The following is a 17,871-nucleotide window of genomic DNA, read 5'->3' as shown; positions in this document are numbered from 1 at the left end:
CCCGCTACGGAAGCGACGGGGCCGTTTGCGCGCGGTGGCGACGGTGTCGATAGACTCCACAACGTGGTCCTCTTCTTCGAGATTCTGCTGGTGGCTGTGGCCGTGCTGATCGGCTGGTTCGGCCTGTACGTCTTCTACCGGCTGTTCACGGAATCATGAGCGAACTCGCGAGCGAAGGTTCCGATCCGGCCGAGCGAGCGAGTGAACAACTGAACGGCAGCGCCGCGGCCGACGCCGCCGCTCTCCGCAGTGGTGACCAGGCCGTAGCCGACGCTGCCGAACGGGCGAAATCGACCGGCGCCCGCAATATCCCGGTCCTGCCGGACCTGCCGCTGCCCGACGACACCGCCAATCTGCGACTCGGGCCGGATCTGAGCGCCTCGATGCTGGCGCTGCTGCCGCTGGTCGGCGTCTGGCGCGGCGAGGGCGAAGGAAACGCCCCCGAGCGCGGCGACTACCGTTTCGGCCAGCAGATCGTTGTCTCGCATGACGGCGGCGACTTCCTCTCCTGGGAATCCAAGTCCTGGGTCATCGACGCCGAGGGCAACTACGGTGGCCCCGATCTGCGCGAGAGCGGTTTCTGGCGGGTCGGCATCGACGGCAATGACGAGGTCATCGAACTGTTGCTCACACACAGCAGCGGTATCGTCGAGCTGTTCTACGGGCAGGCGTTGACCCAATCGTCCTGGGAGCTGGCCACCGACGTGGTGGTCCGCAGCCAGTCCGGTGTGGTTGTCGGCGGCGCCAAGCGCCTCTACGGCATCGTCGAAGGCGGCGATCTGGCCTATGTCGAGGAACGCGTCGTCGCCGACGGCCCCCTCGAACCCCGCCTCTCCGCCCGCTTGCGGCGCTACATCGGCTGAGCCGCAGCGCGAACTCGAGGCGATCGCCGACTACGACGACACGGTTCGTCCGCGCATTCCCCCTGGCGTTTTGCCGACAACGCACGCACTGCCGCTGCCTTTCTGCCCAGGCAGCAACCGCCTCCGCAGATACGCAACAACTGATTTCGCAGATACGCAACAACTGATTTCGTCAGCACATGGGTAACTCACCGGGCACGCCCAAAACTCACCCGCACCCAACGGAGGACCTGAACGCGAATCCCGCACCCCCAACTCGTACGGCCTAAAAACCCGAAGAGGCGGCACAGCACAGAACAGCCCCCGAGCCGTACCGGTACGCGTAAACGCGCACGGGTCCGGTCGGACAGACCGGGGCTCGGGGGCCGGGTGACTGCCTGGAATTCGCTAGCGCTCGCGCGGGCGAAATCCACCTGCAGCGGTGGCGCTAGCGGACAGCCACCTCACGTGTCCTAGAAATACTCATTCTTCGAACCACCTCCTTCCTCGTGTACGAACGAATCTAGCGAGCCATCAGGATGTCGGCAACGGAATTTCTCGGTGGGCGCAAACGGAGGCCGCGCGCCGCGCGCCTTCGGCCGCGAAATCGGTTGTTACCTGGCCTGTTACGTCGATTCGGAGCACCACGTCGGCCCGATGATCTTGGGGCAGTTGATGTGTGACGACGACCACAATACGATCCGGTTCGACGAGGCCGCTGTCGGCGTCCAGCAGCTCGCGCAGCAGCCGCGCCCCGGCTTCGGCCTCCAGGTGCTCGGTCGGTTCGTCGAGCAGCAATACCTGTGCCGATGACACGAGCGCACGGGCGAGCAGGATGCGCCGCCGCTGTCCGCCTGACACCGCCGCGGCTCCCCCGATCAGGTCGGTGTGCACACCCTCGGGCAGCCCGTCCAGCCAGTCACCGAGACCAGCTGTCCGCACGGCGTTTTCGGCCTCCACCTCGGTGAGATCGCCGCGGGCTACGCGCAGATTCTCGAGGACCGAGGTGCTGAACAGGTGTGCGTCCTCGGCGAAGAAAGTGACGCCGGGGCGCGGCGTATCGAACAGGCCCGCCCATGCCATCAGCAGTGTGGTCTTCCCCGCGCCACTCGGCCCGACCACGGCGATCCGTCGCCCCTGCGGCAGCTCCGGCGCGCGGGCGCCGATCGCCGGGCCCGAAACGGCCATCGGCTTCGGCGTAGCCCCCAGACCGTGCGCGGCATCGTGCGGACCGGCACCGTCGGCCGTCGCATCCGTCCTCGTCACCGAGGTATCCGGGCCAGGCTGCACGCCGCTGTCTGTTCGGGTCAGCGTCATCGCGGCATTTGTCGCGGAATCGTCTTCGATTCCGGACCGGCTCGCGCTGCGTTGCCCTTGTTCGGCCCGGCGCGGGCTGCGGGCCGGCATCGGTCCCTTATCCGTTCGCCTCGGCTCGGCCCGGCGCGGTTCGGGGGCCGGGCTTCGTCCGGCTGCGCCGGTTATGCGGTGCAGGGCCGCGCGGGCAGTCGTCAGCGCCTGCGCCGCAGCGGGTAACGGGCCGACCGCCTCGAACGCCGATAGCGGCAGCAGAACCAGCACGGTCAGCGCCATCGGGGTCATCGCGCCGATTGTCCCGCCGTCGGGGCCGTACAGGGTGATGCCGAGCAGTAAGGCACCGAACACACTGGCGCCGATCGACAGCGGCGTGGCAGCGGCCGACCAGGCGCTGTGCGAAGCCGCGGTGTCCTCTGCTGCGACAGCTCGGCGTGCGGTGTCCGCCGCCGCATCGAGTGCGCCGCCGAGTCGTCCGGCAACGCGCAGTTCGGCCGCATGGTCGAGCACCGTGAGGGCCTGCGCGGTGAACTCGGCGCGATCGGCGCGCACGGCACGCTCGGCTTCCCGCGCTGCCTTGGCCGACAGCCAGGGCGCGACCACGCCGGACAGCGCGAGCGCACCCGCCAGGATCACAGCGGCGTCCACCGAGATCGTGGCCAGCAGCCCGACGGCGGCAACGGAGAGCACCGCGGCGACCGCGACGGGCACGAATACCCGCACCACAACCGCTCCCAGATCGTCGATGTCGCTGCCGACGCGGACGAGGAGATCACCCCGTCGCGGCGCAGCGGAACCACCGCTGTTCCGATGCCGCGAGCTCGATCCGCCGGTATCCCCGCCTGAGGGTTCGGGTCGACGCAGCCAGAAGTCCGAGCGGGCCAGCGTTCGATAGACCGTCGTCCGTGCCGTGGTCATCGCACGCAACGCGACGTCATGCGTGGCGAGGCGCTCCAGGTACCGGCACAGGCCCCGGGCGATACCGAGGGCGCGGACCGCGACTACCGCGACGCTCAAGTCCAGCACCGGCGGCATCTGCCAGGCGCGAGCGATCAACCACGCGGCCAGCGCCGCGAGACCGAGCGCGCTGCCCAGTGCGAGCACCCCCCAGGTGATCGCCAGCGCGACCCGCCAGCGGGACAACTCGAGCAATGCCCACATCTGGCGCAGATCTCCCAGCAGTGTGGTGCGACTGACGTTGCGCGTTTTCATCGGACGACCTCCGCGCGGTCGGAGCGAACCCGGACGACGTGGTCAGCGGCGGCCAGCACGGTCGGCCGGTGTGCGATGACGATCACGGTGGCGCCCGCGCGAGCTCGTACCTGGAGTGCGGCGAGTACCGCGGCCTCCGCGGTGGCGTCCAGATGTGCGGTCGGTTCGTCCAGTAGCAGGATCGGGCGGTCGGCGGCCAGTACCCGGGTCAACGCGAGGCGTTGGCGCTGGCCGAGCGACAGTCCCACGCCGCCGGGGCCGACCACCGTGTTCCACCCGTCCGGCAGCTCATCGAGCACCGTGTCGAAACCGGTGGCGATACAGGCGGCCTCGAGGTCGTCGATGACGCGGGCCGCTCCCCGCGCACGGTCCACCGGCTGGGCGCCGAGGAGTTCCAGGTTGTCCCGCAGTGTGCCGGGAACGAGCACCGGCCGCTGCGGCAGCCACGCCACGCGCGCCCACCAGCGCTCCGGATTCAGCTCGCGCAGGTCGACCCCGTCGACGGTCACCGCCCCCTGATCGGGTGTGACCAAGCCCAGAATCGCCTGGACTGCGGTCGATTTTCCGCTGCCGTTGGGCCCGGCGAGCACAGTCAGGGCGCCGGGTGGAAAAGTCGCCGACAGCCCCGCCGGCGCGAATCCGTCCCGCGCACGCACGGAGAGGTCGTTGATGTCGACCAGGCCGCCCATTGCGGGATCACCTGCGGGATCACCTGGAATGGCGTGGTCTCGGACCGACGTGGAGGAAACTCCTCGCGGAGCAACGTCCCCGCTGCTGTTCGCACGGGCGATCGTTGCGTGTGAAGCATGCCGCCTCTGCTCCGGATCGTCCGCCGCTGCCTCCCGGATGGACGCGACATCACCGGTGGCAGGCGCCGATTCGAGAATCGCGAATGCCTTGTCCGCCGCCGCCATACCGTCCTGAGCGGCATGGAATCGCTCGCCGACCATGCGCAGCGGCAGGTACACCTCGGGCGCCAGGATCAACGCGACCAAGCCCGCGTACAGGCTCATCTCCCCGTATACCAGACGCAGCCCGATGGAGACCGCGATCAGCGCGACGCTCAGCGTCGCGAGCAATTCCAGCACCATCGAGGACAGAAAGGCGATCCGCAGCGCGCGCATGGTGCGCAGCCGCAACGCGTCGCCGAGTTCCCGAACGCGGTGCTGCATGGTGTGCACGCGTCCGGCGGCCCGGCCCGACGGGTCAGCACCGGTGTGCGAGGACAGCCCGGAAACGGGCTCCGCCGCACCGGTCTCCCGTCCGAGCGCCCGCAAGGTGGGCATGCCCGCGAACAGGTCGAGCAACTGATCCGACAGCCGGGTGGTGGCCGCGAGCGTGGCTTCCGCCCGCCCCTGGGTCAACAGCCCGATGAGGATCATGAAGACCGGGATCAGCGGCAAGGTGATCACCACGATCACGCCGGAGGTCAGATCGTGCGCCGCGATGACCGCGAGCACGATCGGCGGGACCAGCGTCGCCAACAGCAGCGCGGGCAGGTAGCCGACGAGATAGCCACGCAGCCCCGACAGTCCGGTGCCGACGACCACGGCCAACTCGGTCCGGCGCGCATCGAGTTCCCGCGGGGACAGCCGCGCGCCCGCCGTGAGCACCGCGGTTTCCAGCTCCGCCACCACGCTCGCGCCCGCCCGATGGGCCAGCCGGGACTGGAACCAGGTAGCCAGCACGCGGACCCCGAGCGCGAGCGCGAGGACGGTCAGTTCGCTGGTCCACGCGCCGAGGCTGCGCTGGCCGGGGTCGGTCACGACCCCGGCCAGCACCCGTCCGATCAGCACCGCCGCCAGCACTATCGCACCGGTGATCAGCAGCGACAGCACGACGCTCAGCGCCAGGTAACTACGCGCCGAGCGGGCGTACCGCCACAGGCGTGGATCTATCGGCGGGCGGGCCATGGCCTCAATCCTGTACGGGGCCCAAGGGCAGGCCCACCGAAGCCGGAATCTGCTCGACGGTGATCCGCTTGCGGAAGACCCAGTACGTCCACCCTTGATACACCAGCACGACCGGCGTGATGAGCACCGTGGCCCAGGTCATCACCCGCAACGTGTAGGGCGTCGAGGACGCGTTGTGGATGGTCAGATCGAAGGCCGCATCGATGGTCGAGGGCAGCACATTCGGGAACAGCGACCCGAACAGCAACGCGGTCGCGGCCGCCACGGTGACCGTGCTCCCGGTGAACGCCCACCCGTCGCGGTGGACGAAATCGGCGGCGGCCGTGAGGGCCAGTCCGAGCACCGCCAGCGCCAACGGAATCCAGGTCCACCCGTTCCCGTAGGACAACTGCGTCCACAGCCCGAATCCACCGACCACGGCAACGGCCGGGGCCAGCAGCAGCCGGGCGACGCGCCGCGCGTCCTCGCGCACCTCGCCGCCGGTCTTGAGCACCAGGAACATCGCGCCGTGCAGAGCGAACAGCAGCCCGGTCGCCAGGGCGCCGAGCAGGGCGTACGGCCCGAACAGATCAGCCACCGAGCCGGCGAACTGCTTCTTCGCGTCCAGCGGAACCCCGTGCACGACGTTCGCGAACACCCAACCCCAAGCCAGCGCCGGAATCCAGGAACCGATGCCGATGCCGATGTCGCAGCGGGCGCGCCAGCGCGGGTCATCGATCTTGCCGCGGTACTCGATGGCGCAGATGCGCAGGATCAACGCGACGAGCACCAGCAGCAGCGCGAGGTAGAAGCCCGAGAACAGGCTGGCGTACCACTCCGGGAACGCCGCGAACATCCCGGCGGCCGCGGTGATCAGCCAGACCTCATTGGCATCCCACACCGGCCCGATCGTGTTGAGCACCACGCGCCGTCGGGTATCCGACCCCTTGCCCAGGATCGGCATCAGCATTCCGACGCCGAAGTCGAAACCCTCCAGCACGAAATAGCCCGTGAACAACACGCTGATCAGGACGAACCAGAACTCTTGCAAACTCATCGCCGGCTCCTAGTAAGCGAACGAAAGTTGTTCGACGGCAGGTTCCTCGGCGCGGCCGCCCGAGATCTCGTCGGTGCCGCGCGACTCGCCCGGGGCAGGCGCCGCGGGATCCGGTCCATGGATTACGTACCTGCGCATCAGGTAGAACCACACCAGCGCCAGCGCGCCATACAGCAGCGTGAAGGTGATCAGCGAGAACAGGACTATGCCCGGCGAATGGTTCGAGACGCCCTGCTGCACGGCCAGGCGCAGGTTCGGGTCGCCGGTCGGATTCGGCACGACCACCCACGGCTGGCGCCCCATCTCGGTGAACACCCATCCGGCGCTGTTGGCCAAGAACGGTGTCGGGATGACGAGCAGGCTCAGCCAGGAGAACCAGCGCTGGTCCGGAACCCTGCCGCGGCGGGTGAGCCATAGTCCCGCCAGGGCGAGCAGCGCCGAGCCCGCCGCCAAGCCGATCATGGCGCGGAACGCCCAGTACGTGACAAAGAGGTTCGGCCGGTAATCGCCCACACCGAAGCGTTCGTTGTAGGTCTTCTGCAGGTCGACGACGCCGTCCAGGGTCACCCCGGTGAACGAGCCTTCAGCCAGCATGGGCAGCACATAAGGCACCTCGAGCACGCGCGCGATGCTGTCGCAGTTGTTGTGCGTGCCCAAGGTGAGCACGGAGAACGCGGGGTCGGTCGCGGTATGGCACAGCGATTCCGCCGACGCCATTTTCATCGGCTGCTGAACGAACATCAGCTTGGCCTGAACATCGCCGGTGTAGACCAGCGCGGCCAGCGATGCGATCAACACGAAGATGCCAGCCCGCGCGGCGGGCCGCCACAGGGTGCGCGCCTCGGCCAGCTTCGTTTCGTCGCGGGTTCGTGCGTTGCGGACCATCCACCAGCCCGCGATGCCCGCCACGAATGTGCCTGCGGTGAGGAAGGATCCGGCGACCACGTGCGGGAAGGCGGCGAGCGTCGTGTTGTTGGTGAGTACCGCGACAATGCTCTCCAGCTCGGCGCGCCCGGTTTCCGGGTTGTACCGAGCGCCGACCGGGTGCTGCATGAACGAGTTGGCCGCGACAATGAAATACGCCGAAGCGTTCACACCGATGGCGACCATCCAGATCGTCCCGAGGTGAAGCAGTTTCGGCAATCGGGTCCAGCCGAAGATCCACAAACCCAGAAACGTCGACTCCATGAAGAAGGCGACCAGTCCCTCCAGGGCGAGCGGGGCACCGAAGACGTCACCGATGAAGCGGGAGTATTCGCTCCAGTTCATGCCGAACTGGAACTCCTGCACGATGCCGGTCGCGACGCCGAGCGCGAAGTTGATCAGGAACAACTTGCCGAAGAACTTGGTCAGCCGCAGCCAGTGCTGCTTGCCGGTGATCACCCATGCCGTCTGCATGGCGGCGACCAGCGGCGCGAGACCGATGGTCAGCGGCACCAGGAGAAAGTGATAGACCGTCGTGATGCCGAACTGCCATCGGGAGATGTCCAGGGCGCTCAAGCCGACCTCCTGCGTATCTACGACGTGTCGTAGTAAAGACTACGCCGGAGCCGGGCCTCGACAATGAGTCCTAGGCCACGACACCCTGGACCTTCGGCCCAGATTGCCGGTTTCCCATGCTCGCCGACATCCGCGCCCGGGCGGGTAGGACGCAGATCACTTGGGCTGCCCGCTGCTGCGGGTCTTCAGGCCATGCCACCTGGGTGACTCGGGTTGGGCGTTCAGGTCCTGCTCGAGTAACGAGCAAGCCGCTCACCAGTCGCCGACGGCGCCCGCCCGATCGATGCCGCGGTTCACCAGTTCGATGATGTCTCCGGCGTTGTCCGGCGCGGACATCCGCAGGCCGTCCAGCGAGTTCACCCGCGCCGCCAGCGAGACGCTCGACAGCATCCAGATGCTGTCGCAGGTGAGCAGGTCGGCGGTGAACAGCGGGGCGTAGCGGCACCGCCAGCCGGCCTTCTCGGCCTCGGCGAAGAGAGCGCGCTGGGTAACACCCGGCAGCACGCCGTTCTTCGCGGGTGGCGTGATCAACTCCTTGTCGCGCGCGATCACCACGGTGGATCGAGGCCCTTCCAACACCCGGTTCTCGGTGCTGGTGAAGATCACGTCATCGGCACCCATTCGCGCGGCGAACCGGAGCGCGGCCATATTGGTGGCGTAGGACAGTGTCTTGGCCCCGAGCAATTGCCACGGCGCCGCCTGGGCCAGGTCGATCGAGATACCGCGCGACAAGGTCACCACCGCGACGCCCTCGGTGCGGGCCTTCTCGACGCGCTCGGGCACCGGTACCACCAGCACGAAGGCCGTCGGCACCGGCACGGCGGCGGCGAGGTCACCGGTCGTCACCCGGTCGGGCGCACCGGTCAGCTCGCAGTCGCGGCCGCGGGTCAGCACCAGTCGCAGCAAACCTTCGCGCTCGCTGCCCCACTCCTTCGCGGCGGTCTCGACGGCCTCACGCCACTTCCCCAGTTCCGGCTCGGGCAGATCCAATGCCTGCGCAGAGCGACGTAATCTGCCCAGATGAAATTCGATCGCGCACGCCACTCCGCCGCGCACCAGCACCGTTTCGAAGACACCGTCGCCGCGTAATACGCCAATATCGTCCGCAAACAACAACGGCGCGTCCGCATCCCGGACCACGCCGTCGAGTGTTACAAGAACTCGATCCACCATGCGTCGAGCCTAGGCGGTTGGACCGCACTATGCCTACGTCACGGCCGCTTTCGCAAAGCCTTTTGTCAATGTTTCTACCAGCGTCGGCCTCAATACTCGCGAAATGCCGATTTGCTATGTCCAGCTCCCGCTCGGCGTCCGGCGCGGCCAGCACCGCCCGGCCACGAGAACAGCCGCAACCCGGCGAATTCCGTCCATAGCCCGCGCCGAGGTGAGCGAAGGCTCGGCAGCCGCCTAGAGTGGAAAACGTGTCCGTGGTCGTTGCACCCAGCCCTATCCTCAGCATGTCGGGAGCCGTCGCGGGAGCGGCGGGTTCGCCCGATGCCGCCGTCGCCTGGCACTACGGCGATCCGTTCGGCGAACAACGCGCCGCGGTCGACCGCGCCGCGATCGTCGACCGATCGCATCGGTTCGTCCTGCGCATCACCGGCGCCGAGCGGCTCACCTGGTTGCACACCATCTCCAGTCAGCATGTCGCCACGCTCGGTGACGGGCAGTCCGCGGAGAATCTCGACCTCGATCTGAACGGCCGGGTGCTGCATCACTTCGTGCTCACCGAATTGGACGGGACGGTCTGGATCGACACCGAGGCCGAACGTGGACCCGATCTGCTCGCGTTCCTGCGGAAGATGGTGTTCTGGGCCGACGCACAACCGGTCGAAGCCACCGACCACGCGGTGCTGAGCCTGCTCGGACCACAGGTCGGCGAACTGGCCGAGGCGCTCGGCATCGCAGCTCTGCCCGGCGGTGATCTGCCCGGCGTTTATCAGGCGACACCGCTGCCCAGCGGCGGATTCCTGCGCCGGATGCCGTGGCCCACCGCAGACTCCTTCGACCTGGTCATCCCGCGCGCACAGCTGGCCGATCGCTGGGCCCAACTGACCGCGGCCGGGGCCGCACCCGCCGGGATGTGGGCGTTCGAGGCGTTGCGCGTCGCCGCCGTTCGTCCCCGGATCGGACTGGATACCGACGAACGAACCATTCCGCACGAGGCCCGGTGGATCGGTGGTGTCGCCGAACACGGCGCTGTCCACCTCGACAAAGGCTGCTATCGCGGCCAGGAGACCGTCGCGAGGGTGCACAACCTCGGCAAGCCGCCGCGGAATCTACTGCTGTTGCATCTGGACGGTTCGGCCGACGAGCGACCGGCCACCGGTGACGACGTCAGCGCGGGCGGCCGCGCGGTCGGCAGGCTCGGTACGGTCATCGATCACTACGAACTCGGTCCCATCGCACTGGCCCTGATCAAACGCACCGTTCCGGCCGGCACCGCACTCGCCACCGGCCCGGTCGCGGCGAGCATCGACCCCGATTCGGTGCCCGCCGACGACGTGCCGCAGGCGGGTCGGATCGCGGTCGACCGGCTACGCGGGCACTGAACCATTGACGGACGACCGGTCGGCCCGTGGGGTGTCCCGCCCGGCATGCCCGTTCCCGCTCAGCGTCGAGCTCCCCACTCAGGACGAGAGGACTGCTGTCTATGCGCATCGGTGATCGTGGCGAGGTCCTCGCCGTCTGCGTCGTGCACGCCGATCTCGAGGTACCGGGGCGAGTCGGTCGCACCGCGATCGATAAGAGGCCGGTGGCGGGCCGGGTCGCGGTGCGCGCCCTGGGTTTGGACGGCGACCACGTCTGCGACACCGAGCACCACGGGGGCGTCCACCAAGCCGTTTACGCGTACGCCGAGGAGGACGCCCGCCGGTGGGGCGCGGAACTCGGCCGTGAGCTGCCCGCGGGCTGGTTCGGCGAGAACCTGCGTATCGTCGGTCTTCCGGTCAGTGACGCGGTCATCGGCGCGCGCTGGGAGATCGGCGACACCCTGTTGGAAGTGAGCGCTCCGCGGGTGCCGTGCGCCACCTTCCAGTTCCGCAGCGGCGAGCAGCAGTGGGTGAAACGGTTCACGCTGCGCAGCGACACCGGCGCCTACCTGCGGGTACTCACCGAAGGCACGATCGGCGCGGGCGATCCGGTCACGGTGGTGCACGTCCCCGAGCACGGCATCACCGTCCGCGAACTGTTCACCGGCGCCGATCTCGACTCGCTCGCGATCCTGCTCACCGACGAGCCGACCATCTCGGACGACGTGCGGATGCAGATCGAACGCCACATGCGCAGGCAGCCGAACGCGGCGCGCGCGGCCGCACGCCGGGACGACACAGCGGAACCGAGCTTCGGAGCGCAGCCGTGAGTGTGGAACTGGTCGAAGTCGTCCGCTCGGGCTTGCGCGAGTGCGTGCACCGCGGCTCGGTGGTGGTGCTCGACGCCGCCGGCGGAACCAGCCTGGCACTGGGCGAAGTGCACCTGCCGATCTTCCCGCGCTCGACGAACAAACCGATGCAGGCGATCGCGTTGCTGCGCAACGGTTTCGAACCGCGCGACGATGCCGAATTGGCCGTCGCCACGGCCTCGCACTACGGCGAGCCGGACCACATCGCGCTGGTACGCGGGCTGCTCGACCGCTTCGGGTTCTCCGAAGCGGCGCTGCAATGCCCACCCGACCTACCATTCGACGAGCACTCCCGCGCCGCGGCGCTGTCCGACGGACGACAGCCCCACCCCATCTACATGAACTGCTCCGGCAAGCACGCGGCGATGCTCGCGACCTGCGCGGTCAACGGCTGGCCCAGCGAGGGCTACCTGGACCAGGCGCATCCATTGCAGCGCGCGGTGGCCGCCACGGTAGCCGAGCTGACCGGCGAGCCGGAATCCGATCTGGGCATCGATGGCTGCGGACTGCCGATCATCCCGGTCTCGCTGGTCAACCTGGCCCGGGTGTTCGCGACCATGGCGACCGCCGAGCCCGGCACCCCGCAACGCCGGGTTGCCGACGCGATCCGCGCTCATCCCCGAGTGATTTCCGGCACGAACGGACCCGACCTGCTCACCATGCGGGCCACTCCGGGATTGCTGTGCAAGATCGGCGCGGACGGCGTGCACGCGGGTGCGCTGCCCGACGGATCATCCTTCGCATACAAGATCGACGACGGTCACGACCGCGCCCGTATGCCGCTGACGCTGGCCATTCTCCACCGGATGGGGATCGAATGGACCGATGCCCACGCGGAACTGGCGGCGCCCGCGGTGCTCGGCGGCGGCGCCCAAGTGGGTGTGATCCGCGCCATACCAGGGGTGGTGTAGCGATCCGATTGCGGGACGACAAGCTCGCAAACGGCACCAGTCCTGAGTTCTCACCCACTCCTGGAAGCGAGACCGGCAGACACACGCTAAAGTGTCTGTCAGGAAGAGTATTAATTCGAACGGGGCCGCCACCAAACCCCAGGCCGCCCCGCAGTGACGCGAGGGGGTCAGCCATGGGCCGTGGCCGGGCTAAGGCAAAGCAGACCAAGGTCGCACGCGAGCTGAAGTACAGCTCGCCTACGACCGACTTCGCGAGCCTTCAGCGCGAGCTTTCGGGAAGTCCCAACTCCCAGCGGAGTGGTGGTGTGCTGTCCGATGAGCACGACGCGGACGACTCCTTGTCCCGCTGGGATGAGGACGACGACCACGACGACTGGCGCCGCTGACTCGGATCTACGTCTGAAGGGGGAGGCCGACGGGCCTCCCCCTTCAGACGTTGACGCGGGTTGACGGACTGGCGCCGAAAAGGCTTGCAATACGCCAGAGTCCCGCATCGGATACGGATGCGGGACTCTGTCGTGTCTTCCGCCGGTCAGAACCGCGGGTGCTCGCCGACCAAGACGGCGCGGATGGCGTCGGCGTCCTTCGCCTTCTTGACCGTACCGAGCGTCCAGCACTCGATGTGCCGCGCGGTGAGCACGGCTAGCGCGCGGTCCACGTCCTCCGGGGCGACGACGGCGACCATGCCGACGCCCATGTTGAACGTCTTCTCCATCTCGGCCCGTTCCACCCGGCCGCGCTGCGCGATCATCTTGAACACCGGCGCCGGGTTCCAGGTGCCGCGATCCAGTTCGGCGACGATGCCCGCGGGCAGCACCCTGGCCAGGTTGGCCGCCAAACCGCCGCCGGTGACGTGAGCGAATGTGCGCACGTCGGTCTCGGCGACCAGCGCGAGGCAGTCCTTGGCGTAGATCTTGGTCGGCTCCAGCAGTTCCTCGCCGAGCGTGCGTCCGAATTCCTCGACGTGCCCGGTGAGCGACATGCGGTCGATGTCGAGCAGCACCTTGCGGGCCAGGCTGTAGCCGTTGGAGTGCAGGCCCGAGGAGCCCATGGCGATCACTACGTCACCGGGACGGACCCGGTCCGGCCCGAGCACCGCGTCCGCCTCGACCACGCCGATGCCGGTCGCGGACAGGTCGTAGTCGTCGGGATCCATCAGGCCGGGATGCTCGGCCGTCTCACCGCCGAGCAGCGCGCATCCCGCGCGCACACAGCCCTCGGCGATACCGGAGACCAGTTCGGCGACCTTCTCCGGAACGACCTTGCCGATCGCGATGTAGTCCTGCAGGAACAGCGGCTCCGCGCCGCAGACCACGAGGTCGTCGACGACCATGGCGACCAGGTCGAGGCCGACCGTGTCGTGCTTGTCCATCGCCTGCGCCACCGCGATCTTGGTGCCGACGCCGTCGGTGGAGGCGGCGAGCAGCGGTTCCCGATAGCCACCCTTCAGCGCGAACAGCCCGGCGAAGCCGCCGAGGCCGCCTTGAACCTCGGGCCGGGTCGCCTTCTTCGCCAATGGCCCGAACAACTCGACGGCGCGATCACCCGCCTCGATATCCACGCCTGCCGCGGCGTAGGAGGCACCACCACTGGGGGTCTGTTCAGTCATTTTCGGGGAAAGCTCCAAACCGAATCGGCGGATAGATGCCTGCCCACGCTACCGGAACCGGATAACGCCCCCGCACCGGTGTTGGCTCGCCCTCTTGACAATAGGGTAGAGCGAACCGTAATGCAGACCGTTGGTCCGACTCGGCCCCCTCGAACCGTCCGGCCATCCGCGCCCGGCGACGACGCTGCCGCACCGGGTCGGGACCGGCACCGCGGCCACCAAACGCCGGGGAAGATGCCGGTCCACCAGATGCCGTTGGATACATCCGGCAGCGCCTTGTTCGGGTCGAAGCCCCACTCGCCGGTCCGTCCGCGTTCACGGACGGCTCAGTGCTCACGGACGGCTCAGTGCGCTCGCATTCGCGTTCTCGCTCAACAGCATTGCCTCGGACTGGCCGCTGAGCATGCCCTCGAGCACGTTCTTACCGACCGCCGCCGCGGTGGGCAGCGGGATCGGATAGTTGCCGTCGAAGCAGGCCGAGCACAGCCGGGAACGTGGCTGCTCGGTCGCGGCGATCATGCCGTCGAGGGAGATGTAGCCGAGGGTGTCGGCGCCGATCGATCGGCGCACACCATCGACCATGTCCGCGACGTCGTCTTCGGCACCGGCGCCATTGGCGATCAGCTCCGCGCGGGAGGCGAAATCGATGCCGTAGAAACACGGCCATTTCACCGGCGGCGAGGCGATGCGGACGTGGATCTCCAGCGCGCCTGCCTCACGCAGCATCCGGATCAGCGCACGCTGCGTGTTTCCGCGCACGATGGAGTCGTCCACGACGATCAGCCGCTTACCGCGAATGACCTCGCGCAGGGGGTTGAGCTTCAGCCGGATGCCCAGCTGACGGATGGTCTGACTCGGCTGGATGAACGTCCGCCCCACGTAGGCGTTCTTCATCAAGCCCTGGCCGTAGGGCACACCCGAGCCCTGCGCGAAGCCGACCGCGGCCGGCGTGCCCGATTCGGGGACCGGGATCACCAGATCCGCCTCGACCGGATGCTCCTTCGCCAGCCGACGACCGATCTCGACCCGGGTGGCATGCACCGACCGACCCGCGATCGTAGTATCCGGCCTGGCCAGGTACACATACTCGAAGACGCAGCCCTTGGGCTCGGGGTTGGCGAAGCGCATCGAACGCACGCCGTCGGCGTCGATCGCCAGCAATTCGCCGGGCTCGATCTCCCGGACGAACGCGGCGCCGACGATGTCCAGCGCGGCGGTCTCACTGGCAACGACCCAGCCCCGTTCCAGCCTGCCCAGGCACAGCGGGCGCACGCCATGCGGGTCGCGCGCGGCGTAGAGGGTGTGCTCGTCCATGAAGGTGAGGCAGAACGCGCCCCGCAGCGTGGGCAGCAGTTCCATCGCGGCCTGTTCGATGCTGGAATCGGCCGCGGCGTGCGCGAGCAGGGCGGTAACCACGTCGGAGTCGGACGTCGCCGCGGCGGGCTGCGCGCGGCCGCCGCGAACCGCGGCGCCGAGCAAACCCAGTTCCCGTGCGCGACCAGCCAATTCGGCGGTATTGACCAGGTTTCCGTTGTGTCCCAACGCCAGCCCGGAGCCGACCGCGGTGGTACGGAAGATCGGCTGCGCGTTCTCCCAGGTCACTCCACCGGTGGTGGAGTAGCGACAGTGTCCGACGGCGATATGACCGGGCATCGCGGCCAGGGTCTGCTCGTCGAACACCTGGCTGACCAGACCGAGATCCTTGAAGACCAGGATCTGCGCGCCGTCCGACACCGCGATCCCCGCGGCCTCCTGCCCACGGTGCTGCAACGCATAGAGTCCGTAATATGTGAGCTTGGCCACTTCTTCGCTCGGTGCCCAGACTCCGAAGACACCACACTCCTCACGCGGCTCGCTCTCGTCGACATCCGGGGAGGCGGAAAACGAGGTGGCGGAAGTGTTGTCGACCGGCAGTTCGGCGTTGGTCACCGTTTGCTCCCTGTTCGGGCGGGCTGGGGGCAGACTTCATTCTACGGGTGCGAGCCCAGACGTTCGCACCACCACCGCATCCGAGCAGCAATCGAGGGTGCGCAAAGGCACGGATCTCGGCCACCGTCAGCTGTTACGGTGCGCAGCGTGACGACTACGGACAACGCGGGCAAACCGGCGCCCGACCAGCCCGGCGACCGCAGGCCGTGGCCTCGCATGGTGCTGCTCCCCGTCGCGGTGCTGACGCTGCTGACCGCACTGCTGGGCATCATGTATCTCGACTACGTCGTCGACCCGGAGAAGAACCTGCACGACTTCCCGGTCGCCTTGGTCAACCAGGACGTCGGGGACGTACTCGGCACCGGGGACGAACGCCGACAGGTGAACTTCGGTGGCCAGATCACCGAAGCGCTGGCGCACAGCGTGCCGTCGGACAAGGTCGATCTGCGCGTGATCAGTGTCAACGAGGCCGAGCGGCAGATGCAGTCCGGTCAGGTCTACGGCGCGATCGTGATCCCGAGCGACTTCAGTAAGCGACTCGGCATTCTGGGTGTGGGCAGCGTCATACCCGGGGACATCCAGCGGCCGATCATCACCGTGCAGACGAACCCGCGCACCGGCGCTTTCGGTACCCAGATCGTGCTTCGGATCGGCAACGAAGCGCTGACCGAGGTGAACAAACAGGTCGGCAAGCAGCTGACCGACCAGGTCACCGCGCAGCTGGCCCCGCGGCCCGGCGGCCCGCCGGGGCCCGAACTGTCCGGCGCGACCAGGCTCGCGCTCGCCGCGCCGGTCCAAGTGGTTGTGCAGCAGTACCACCCCTTGCCCGACGGCAGCGGTCAGGGCCTCACTGCCTTCTTCTACGCGCTGCTGTTGTTGGTGGCCGGTGTGGTCGGCGCGATGGTCATCCACACCATGATCGACGCTCAGCTCGGTTTCGTGCCGACCGAATACGGCCCCTGGTACGTGCACTATCCACCGACGCCGATCTCCCGGTTCGCGACGCTGCTGATCAAGTGGGGTGTGTTCGCGTTGGCCGCGAACATCGTCGCCGGGGTGTTCCTGCTCGTCGGCACCCTGCTGGACATGCCGATCAGCAATCCGCTCGCACTGTTCCTCTACAGCGCGCTCGCCATGACCGCGGTGGGCGTGACCGGGCTGTCCATGCTGGCGGCGATCGGCTCGGCCGGACTGCTGGTGAACCTGATCCTGTTCGTCATCCTCGGTCTGCCATCGTCCGGCGGCACCGTGCCGATCGAGGCGACGCCAGGCTATTTCGGCTGGCTGGCGTCGTTCGAGCCGATGCACCAGGTGTTCCTCGGCGTGCGGTCGATCCTGTATTTCGACGCGAATTTCGACGCCGGACTCGCCCGCGGTGTGTGGATGACGGTGCTCGGGCTCACGATCGGGCTCGTGTTCGGCGCGGTGGTCACCCGCTTCTACGACCGCAAGGGGCTGCAGCGGCGCAACCGCGTCCGAGCATGAGCGGCCCGCGGCCGGACCGACACCGACGATCGGCCGTGCTCGCCGGCGTGGGTCGGCCTGCGCCGCTGTTCGGTCGAACTCGACCGACTCGGGCTCGTGTCCCACGATGGGTGCCGGGATCGGCTCTCGGCAGCGGTGCCGGGCCACGGTGCTGAGCGCGGATGTCGGGAGCGGGAAGTAACGTCTGCTTGGTGGCGCGAGGGACAGTAGATCCAGCAGAGATGTGGGCGGCGGTGGCGGCGGTGCGCAAGTGGCTGCGCGACGAGTCGGTGGACACGCCTGCTCGGACCGAACTCGCGGCGGCGGTGCGAACTACGGCACGTTCGCTGGCGACCTCGGCGCCCGGGCACTCGGTGGAGGTCCGGGTGCCGCCGTTCGTTGCGGTGCAGTGCATCGAGGGCCCGCGGCACACCAGGGGCACTCCGCCGAACGTGGTGGAGACCGATCCGCGCACTTGGCTGCTGCTGGCCACGGGTCTGCTCGAGTTCGATGCCGCGGTCGACTCCGGGGCGGTCAGCGCGTCCGGCACCCGTGCGGCCGATATAGCGCACTGGTTGCCGATCGCCCGGGTCGGGACCGACTGACGCTTGCGGACAGCAGGCTGGCGCTCGCGCGCGCTGACCCGGGGTCGGCCGACCGCCCTGAAACTGGTGCCGCGGCAGCGCAGGCGACCACGCTGAACCGCTCGGTCGTCAGCGTTCGCCGAAGGCGGATCCGATGCGG

Annotated in this window: 14 protein-coding genes and 1 pseudogene; 7 read left to right on the top strand and 8 right to left on the bottom strand. The window is 68.2% G+C overall.

Annotation, left to right across the window (positions count from 1 at the left end):
* Positions 1-155 precede the first annotated feature (155 nt).
* Positions 156-863, top strand: a complete 708-nt coding sequence (locus ACT86A_RS20130; protein WP_445093717.1) for a heme-binding beta-barrel domain-containing protein — start codon at positions 156-158, stop codon at positions 861-863.
* Between the two features lie 513 nt (positions 864-1,376).
* On the opposite strand, the gene ACT86A_RS20125 is transcribed toward ACT86A_RS20130, so the two are convergent.
* From ACT86A_RS20125 to ACT86A_RS20105, 5 genes are all read right to left on the bottom strand, one after another.
* A complete protein-coding gene (locus tag ACT86A_RS20125; protein WP_445093716.1) occupies positions 1,377-3,365 on the bottom strand; it encodes an ATP-binding cassette domain-containing protein in 1,989 nt (662 codons plus the stop codon).
* On the bottom strand, positions 3,362-5,278 hold the full coding sequence (locus ACT86A_RS20120) for an ABC transporter ATP-binding protein/permease (RefSeq protein WP_445093715.1): 1,917 nt from the start codon (positions 5,276-5,278) through the stop codon (positions 3,362-3,364). Before ACT86A_RS20120 ends, ACT86A_RS20125 begins: the two co-directional genes overlap by 4 nt.
* Before the next feature lie 4 nt (positions 5,279-5,282).
* On the bottom strand, positions 5,283-6,314 hold the full coding sequence (gene cydB, locus ACT86A_RS20115; RefSeq protein ID WP_445093714.1) for a cytochrome d ubiquinol oxidase subunit II: 1,032 nt from the start codon (positions 6,312-6,314) through the stop codon (positions 5,283-5,285).
* Between the two features lie 9 nt (positions 6,315-6,323).
* The gene (locus ACT86A_RS20110; RefSeq protein ID WP_445093713.1) at positions 6,324-7,814 is read right to left on the bottom strand and encodes a cytochrome ubiquinol oxidase subunit I; all 1,491 of its coding nucleotides are present in this window, start codon (positions 7,812-7,814) and stop codon (positions 6,324-6,326) included.
* A 252-nt stretch (positions 7,815-8,066) separates the two neighbouring features.
* Positions 8,067-8,987 (bottom strand): aminodeoxychorismate lyase, encoded by a 921-nt coding sequence (locus ACT86A_RS20105; protein ID WP_445093712.1) that lies wholly within the window; start codon positions 8,985-8,987, stop codon positions 8,067-8,069.
* Positions 8,988-9,271: 284 nt separating this feature from the next.
* Here ACT86A_RS20105 and ygfZ point away from each other — a divergent pair, with 284 nt between their 5' ends.
* From ygfZ to ACT86A_RS20085, 4 genes are all read left to right on the top strand, one after another.
* Complete coding sequence (gene ygfZ / locus ACT86A_RS20100) at positions 9,272-10,366, top strand: CAF17-like 4Fe-4S cluster assembly/insertion protein YgfZ (RefSeq protein ID WP_445093829.1); 1,095 nt, start codon at positions 9,272-9,274, stop codon at positions 10,364-10,366.
* A gap of 101 nt (positions 10,367-10,467) precedes the next feature.
* Positions 10,468-11,175, top strand: coding sequence for an MOSC domain-containing protein (locus ACT86A_RS20095; RefSeq protein ID WP_445093711.1), 708 nt, complete (start codon positions 10,468-10,470; stop codon positions 11,173-11,175).
* On the top strand, positions 11,172-12,125 hold the full coding sequence (locus ACT86A_RS20090) for an asparaginase (RefSeq protein ID WP_445093710.1): 954 nt from the start codon (positions 11,172-11,174) through the stop codon (positions 12,123-12,125). Before ACT86A_RS20095 ends, ACT86A_RS20090 begins: the two co-directional genes overlap by 4 nt.
* Positions 12,126-12,298: 173 nt before the next feature.
* Entirely contained in the window at positions 12,299-12,511 is a 213-nt protein-coding gene (locus ACT86A_RS20085; RefSeq protein WP_445093709.1) for a DUF3073 domain-containing protein, read from the top strand.
* 146 nt (positions 12,512-12,657) lie between these two features.
* Here the strand turns inward: ACT86A_RS20085 and purM are convergent, their stop codons facing one another.
* From purM to purF, 3 genes and pseudogenes are all read right to left on the bottom strand, one after another.
* Positions 12,658-13,734, bottom strand: coding sequence for a phosphoribosylformylglycinamidine cyclo-ligase (gene purM, locus ACT86A_RS20080; protein ID WP_445093708.1), 1,077 nt, complete (start codon positions 13,732-13,734; stop codon positions 12,658-12,660).
* A pseudogene (locus ACT86A_RS20075) lies at positions 13,731-14,036 on the bottom strand (hypothetical protein); the annotation flags it as partial. The pseudogene ACT86A_RS20075 and the gene purM, both read right to left, overlap by 4 nt.
* A 31-nt stretch (positions 14,037-14,067) precedes the next feature.
* Complete coding sequence (gene purF, locus ACT86A_RS20070) at positions 14,068-15,663, bottom strand: amidophosphoribosyltransferase (protein ID WP_445093707.1); 1,596 nt, start codon at positions 15,661-15,663, stop codon at positions 14,068-14,070.
* Between the two features lie 216 nt (positions 15,664-15,879).
* Here purF and ACT86A_RS20065 point away from each other — a divergent pair, with 216 nt between their 5' ends.
* Both ACT86A_RS20065 and ACT86A_RS20060 read left to right on the top strand, forming a co-directional pair.
* Positions 15,880-17,148 (top strand): YhgE/Pip domain-containing protein, encoded by a 1,269-nt coding sequence (locus ACT86A_RS20065; protein ID WP_445093828.1) that lies wholly within the window; start codon positions 15,880-15,882, stop codon positions 17,146-17,148.
* A 161-nt stretch (positions 17,149-17,309) separates the two neighbouring features.
* Positions 17,310-17,732: a sterol carrier family protein gene (locus ACT86A_RS20060; protein ID WP_445093706.1), complete on the top strand. Its 423-nt coding sequence runs from the start codon at positions 17,310-17,312 to the stop codon at positions 17,730-17,732.
* Positions 17,733-17,871 lie beyond the last annotated feature (139 nt).

The sequence above is a fragment of the Nocardia glycosmidis genome, from assembly GCF_052545115.1.
Note: the sequence above shows the minus strand (reverse complement) of the source record. Positions and strands in the feature narration are given on the sequence as shown.

What these genes read in the sequence shown, in the direction of transcription:
- ACT86A_RS20060 (WP_445093706.1), top strand. Translation starts at nt 17,310, where the DNA reads ATGTCGGGAGCGGGAAGTAACGTCTGCTTGGTGGCGCGAGGGACAGTA.
- ACT86A_RS20130 (WP_445093717.1), top strand. Translation starts at nt 156, where the DNA reads ATGAGCGAACTCGCGAGCGAAGGTTCCGATCCGGCCGAGCGAGCGAGT.
- cydB (WP_445093714.1), bottom strand. Translation starts at nt 6,314, where the DNA reads ATGAGTTTGCAAGAGTTCTGGTTCGTCCTGATCAGCGTGTTGTTCACG.
- ygfZ (WP_445093829.1), top strand. Translation starts at nt 9,272, where the DNA reads ATGTCGGGAGCCGTCGCGGGAGCGGCGGGTTCGCCCGATGCCGCCGTC.
- ACT86A_RS20120 (WP_445093715.1), bottom strand. Translation starts at nt 5,278, where the DNA reads ATGGCCCGCCCGCCGATAGATCCACGCCTGTGGCGGTACGCCCGCTCG.
- ACT86A_RS20095 (WP_445093711.1), top strand. Translation starts at nt 10,468, where the DNA reads ATGCGCATCGGTGATCGTGGCGAGGTCCTCGCCGTCTGCGTCGTGCAC.
- ACT86A_RS20105 (WP_445093712.1), bottom strand. Translation starts at nt 8,987, where the DNA reads ATGGTGGATCGAGTTCTTGTAACACTCGACGGCGTGGTCCGGGATGCG.
- ACT86A_RS20125 (WP_445093716.1), bottom strand. Translation starts at nt 3,365, where the DNA reads ATGAAAACGCGCAACGTCAGTCGCACCACACTGCTGGGAGATCTGCGC.
- ACT86A_RS20085 (WP_445093709.1), top strand. Translation starts at nt 12,299, where the DNA reads ATGGGCCGTGGCCGGGCTAAGGCAAAGCAGACCAAGGTCGCACGCGAG.
- purM (WP_445093708.1), bottom strand. Translation starts at nt 13,734, where the DNA reads ATGACTGAACAGACCCCCAGTGGTGGTGCCTCCTACGCCGCGGCAGGC.
- ACT86A_RS20065 (WP_445093828.1), top strand. Translation starts at nt 15,880, where the DNA reads ATGGTGCTGCTCCCCGTCGCGGTGCTGACGCTGCTGACCGCACTGCTG.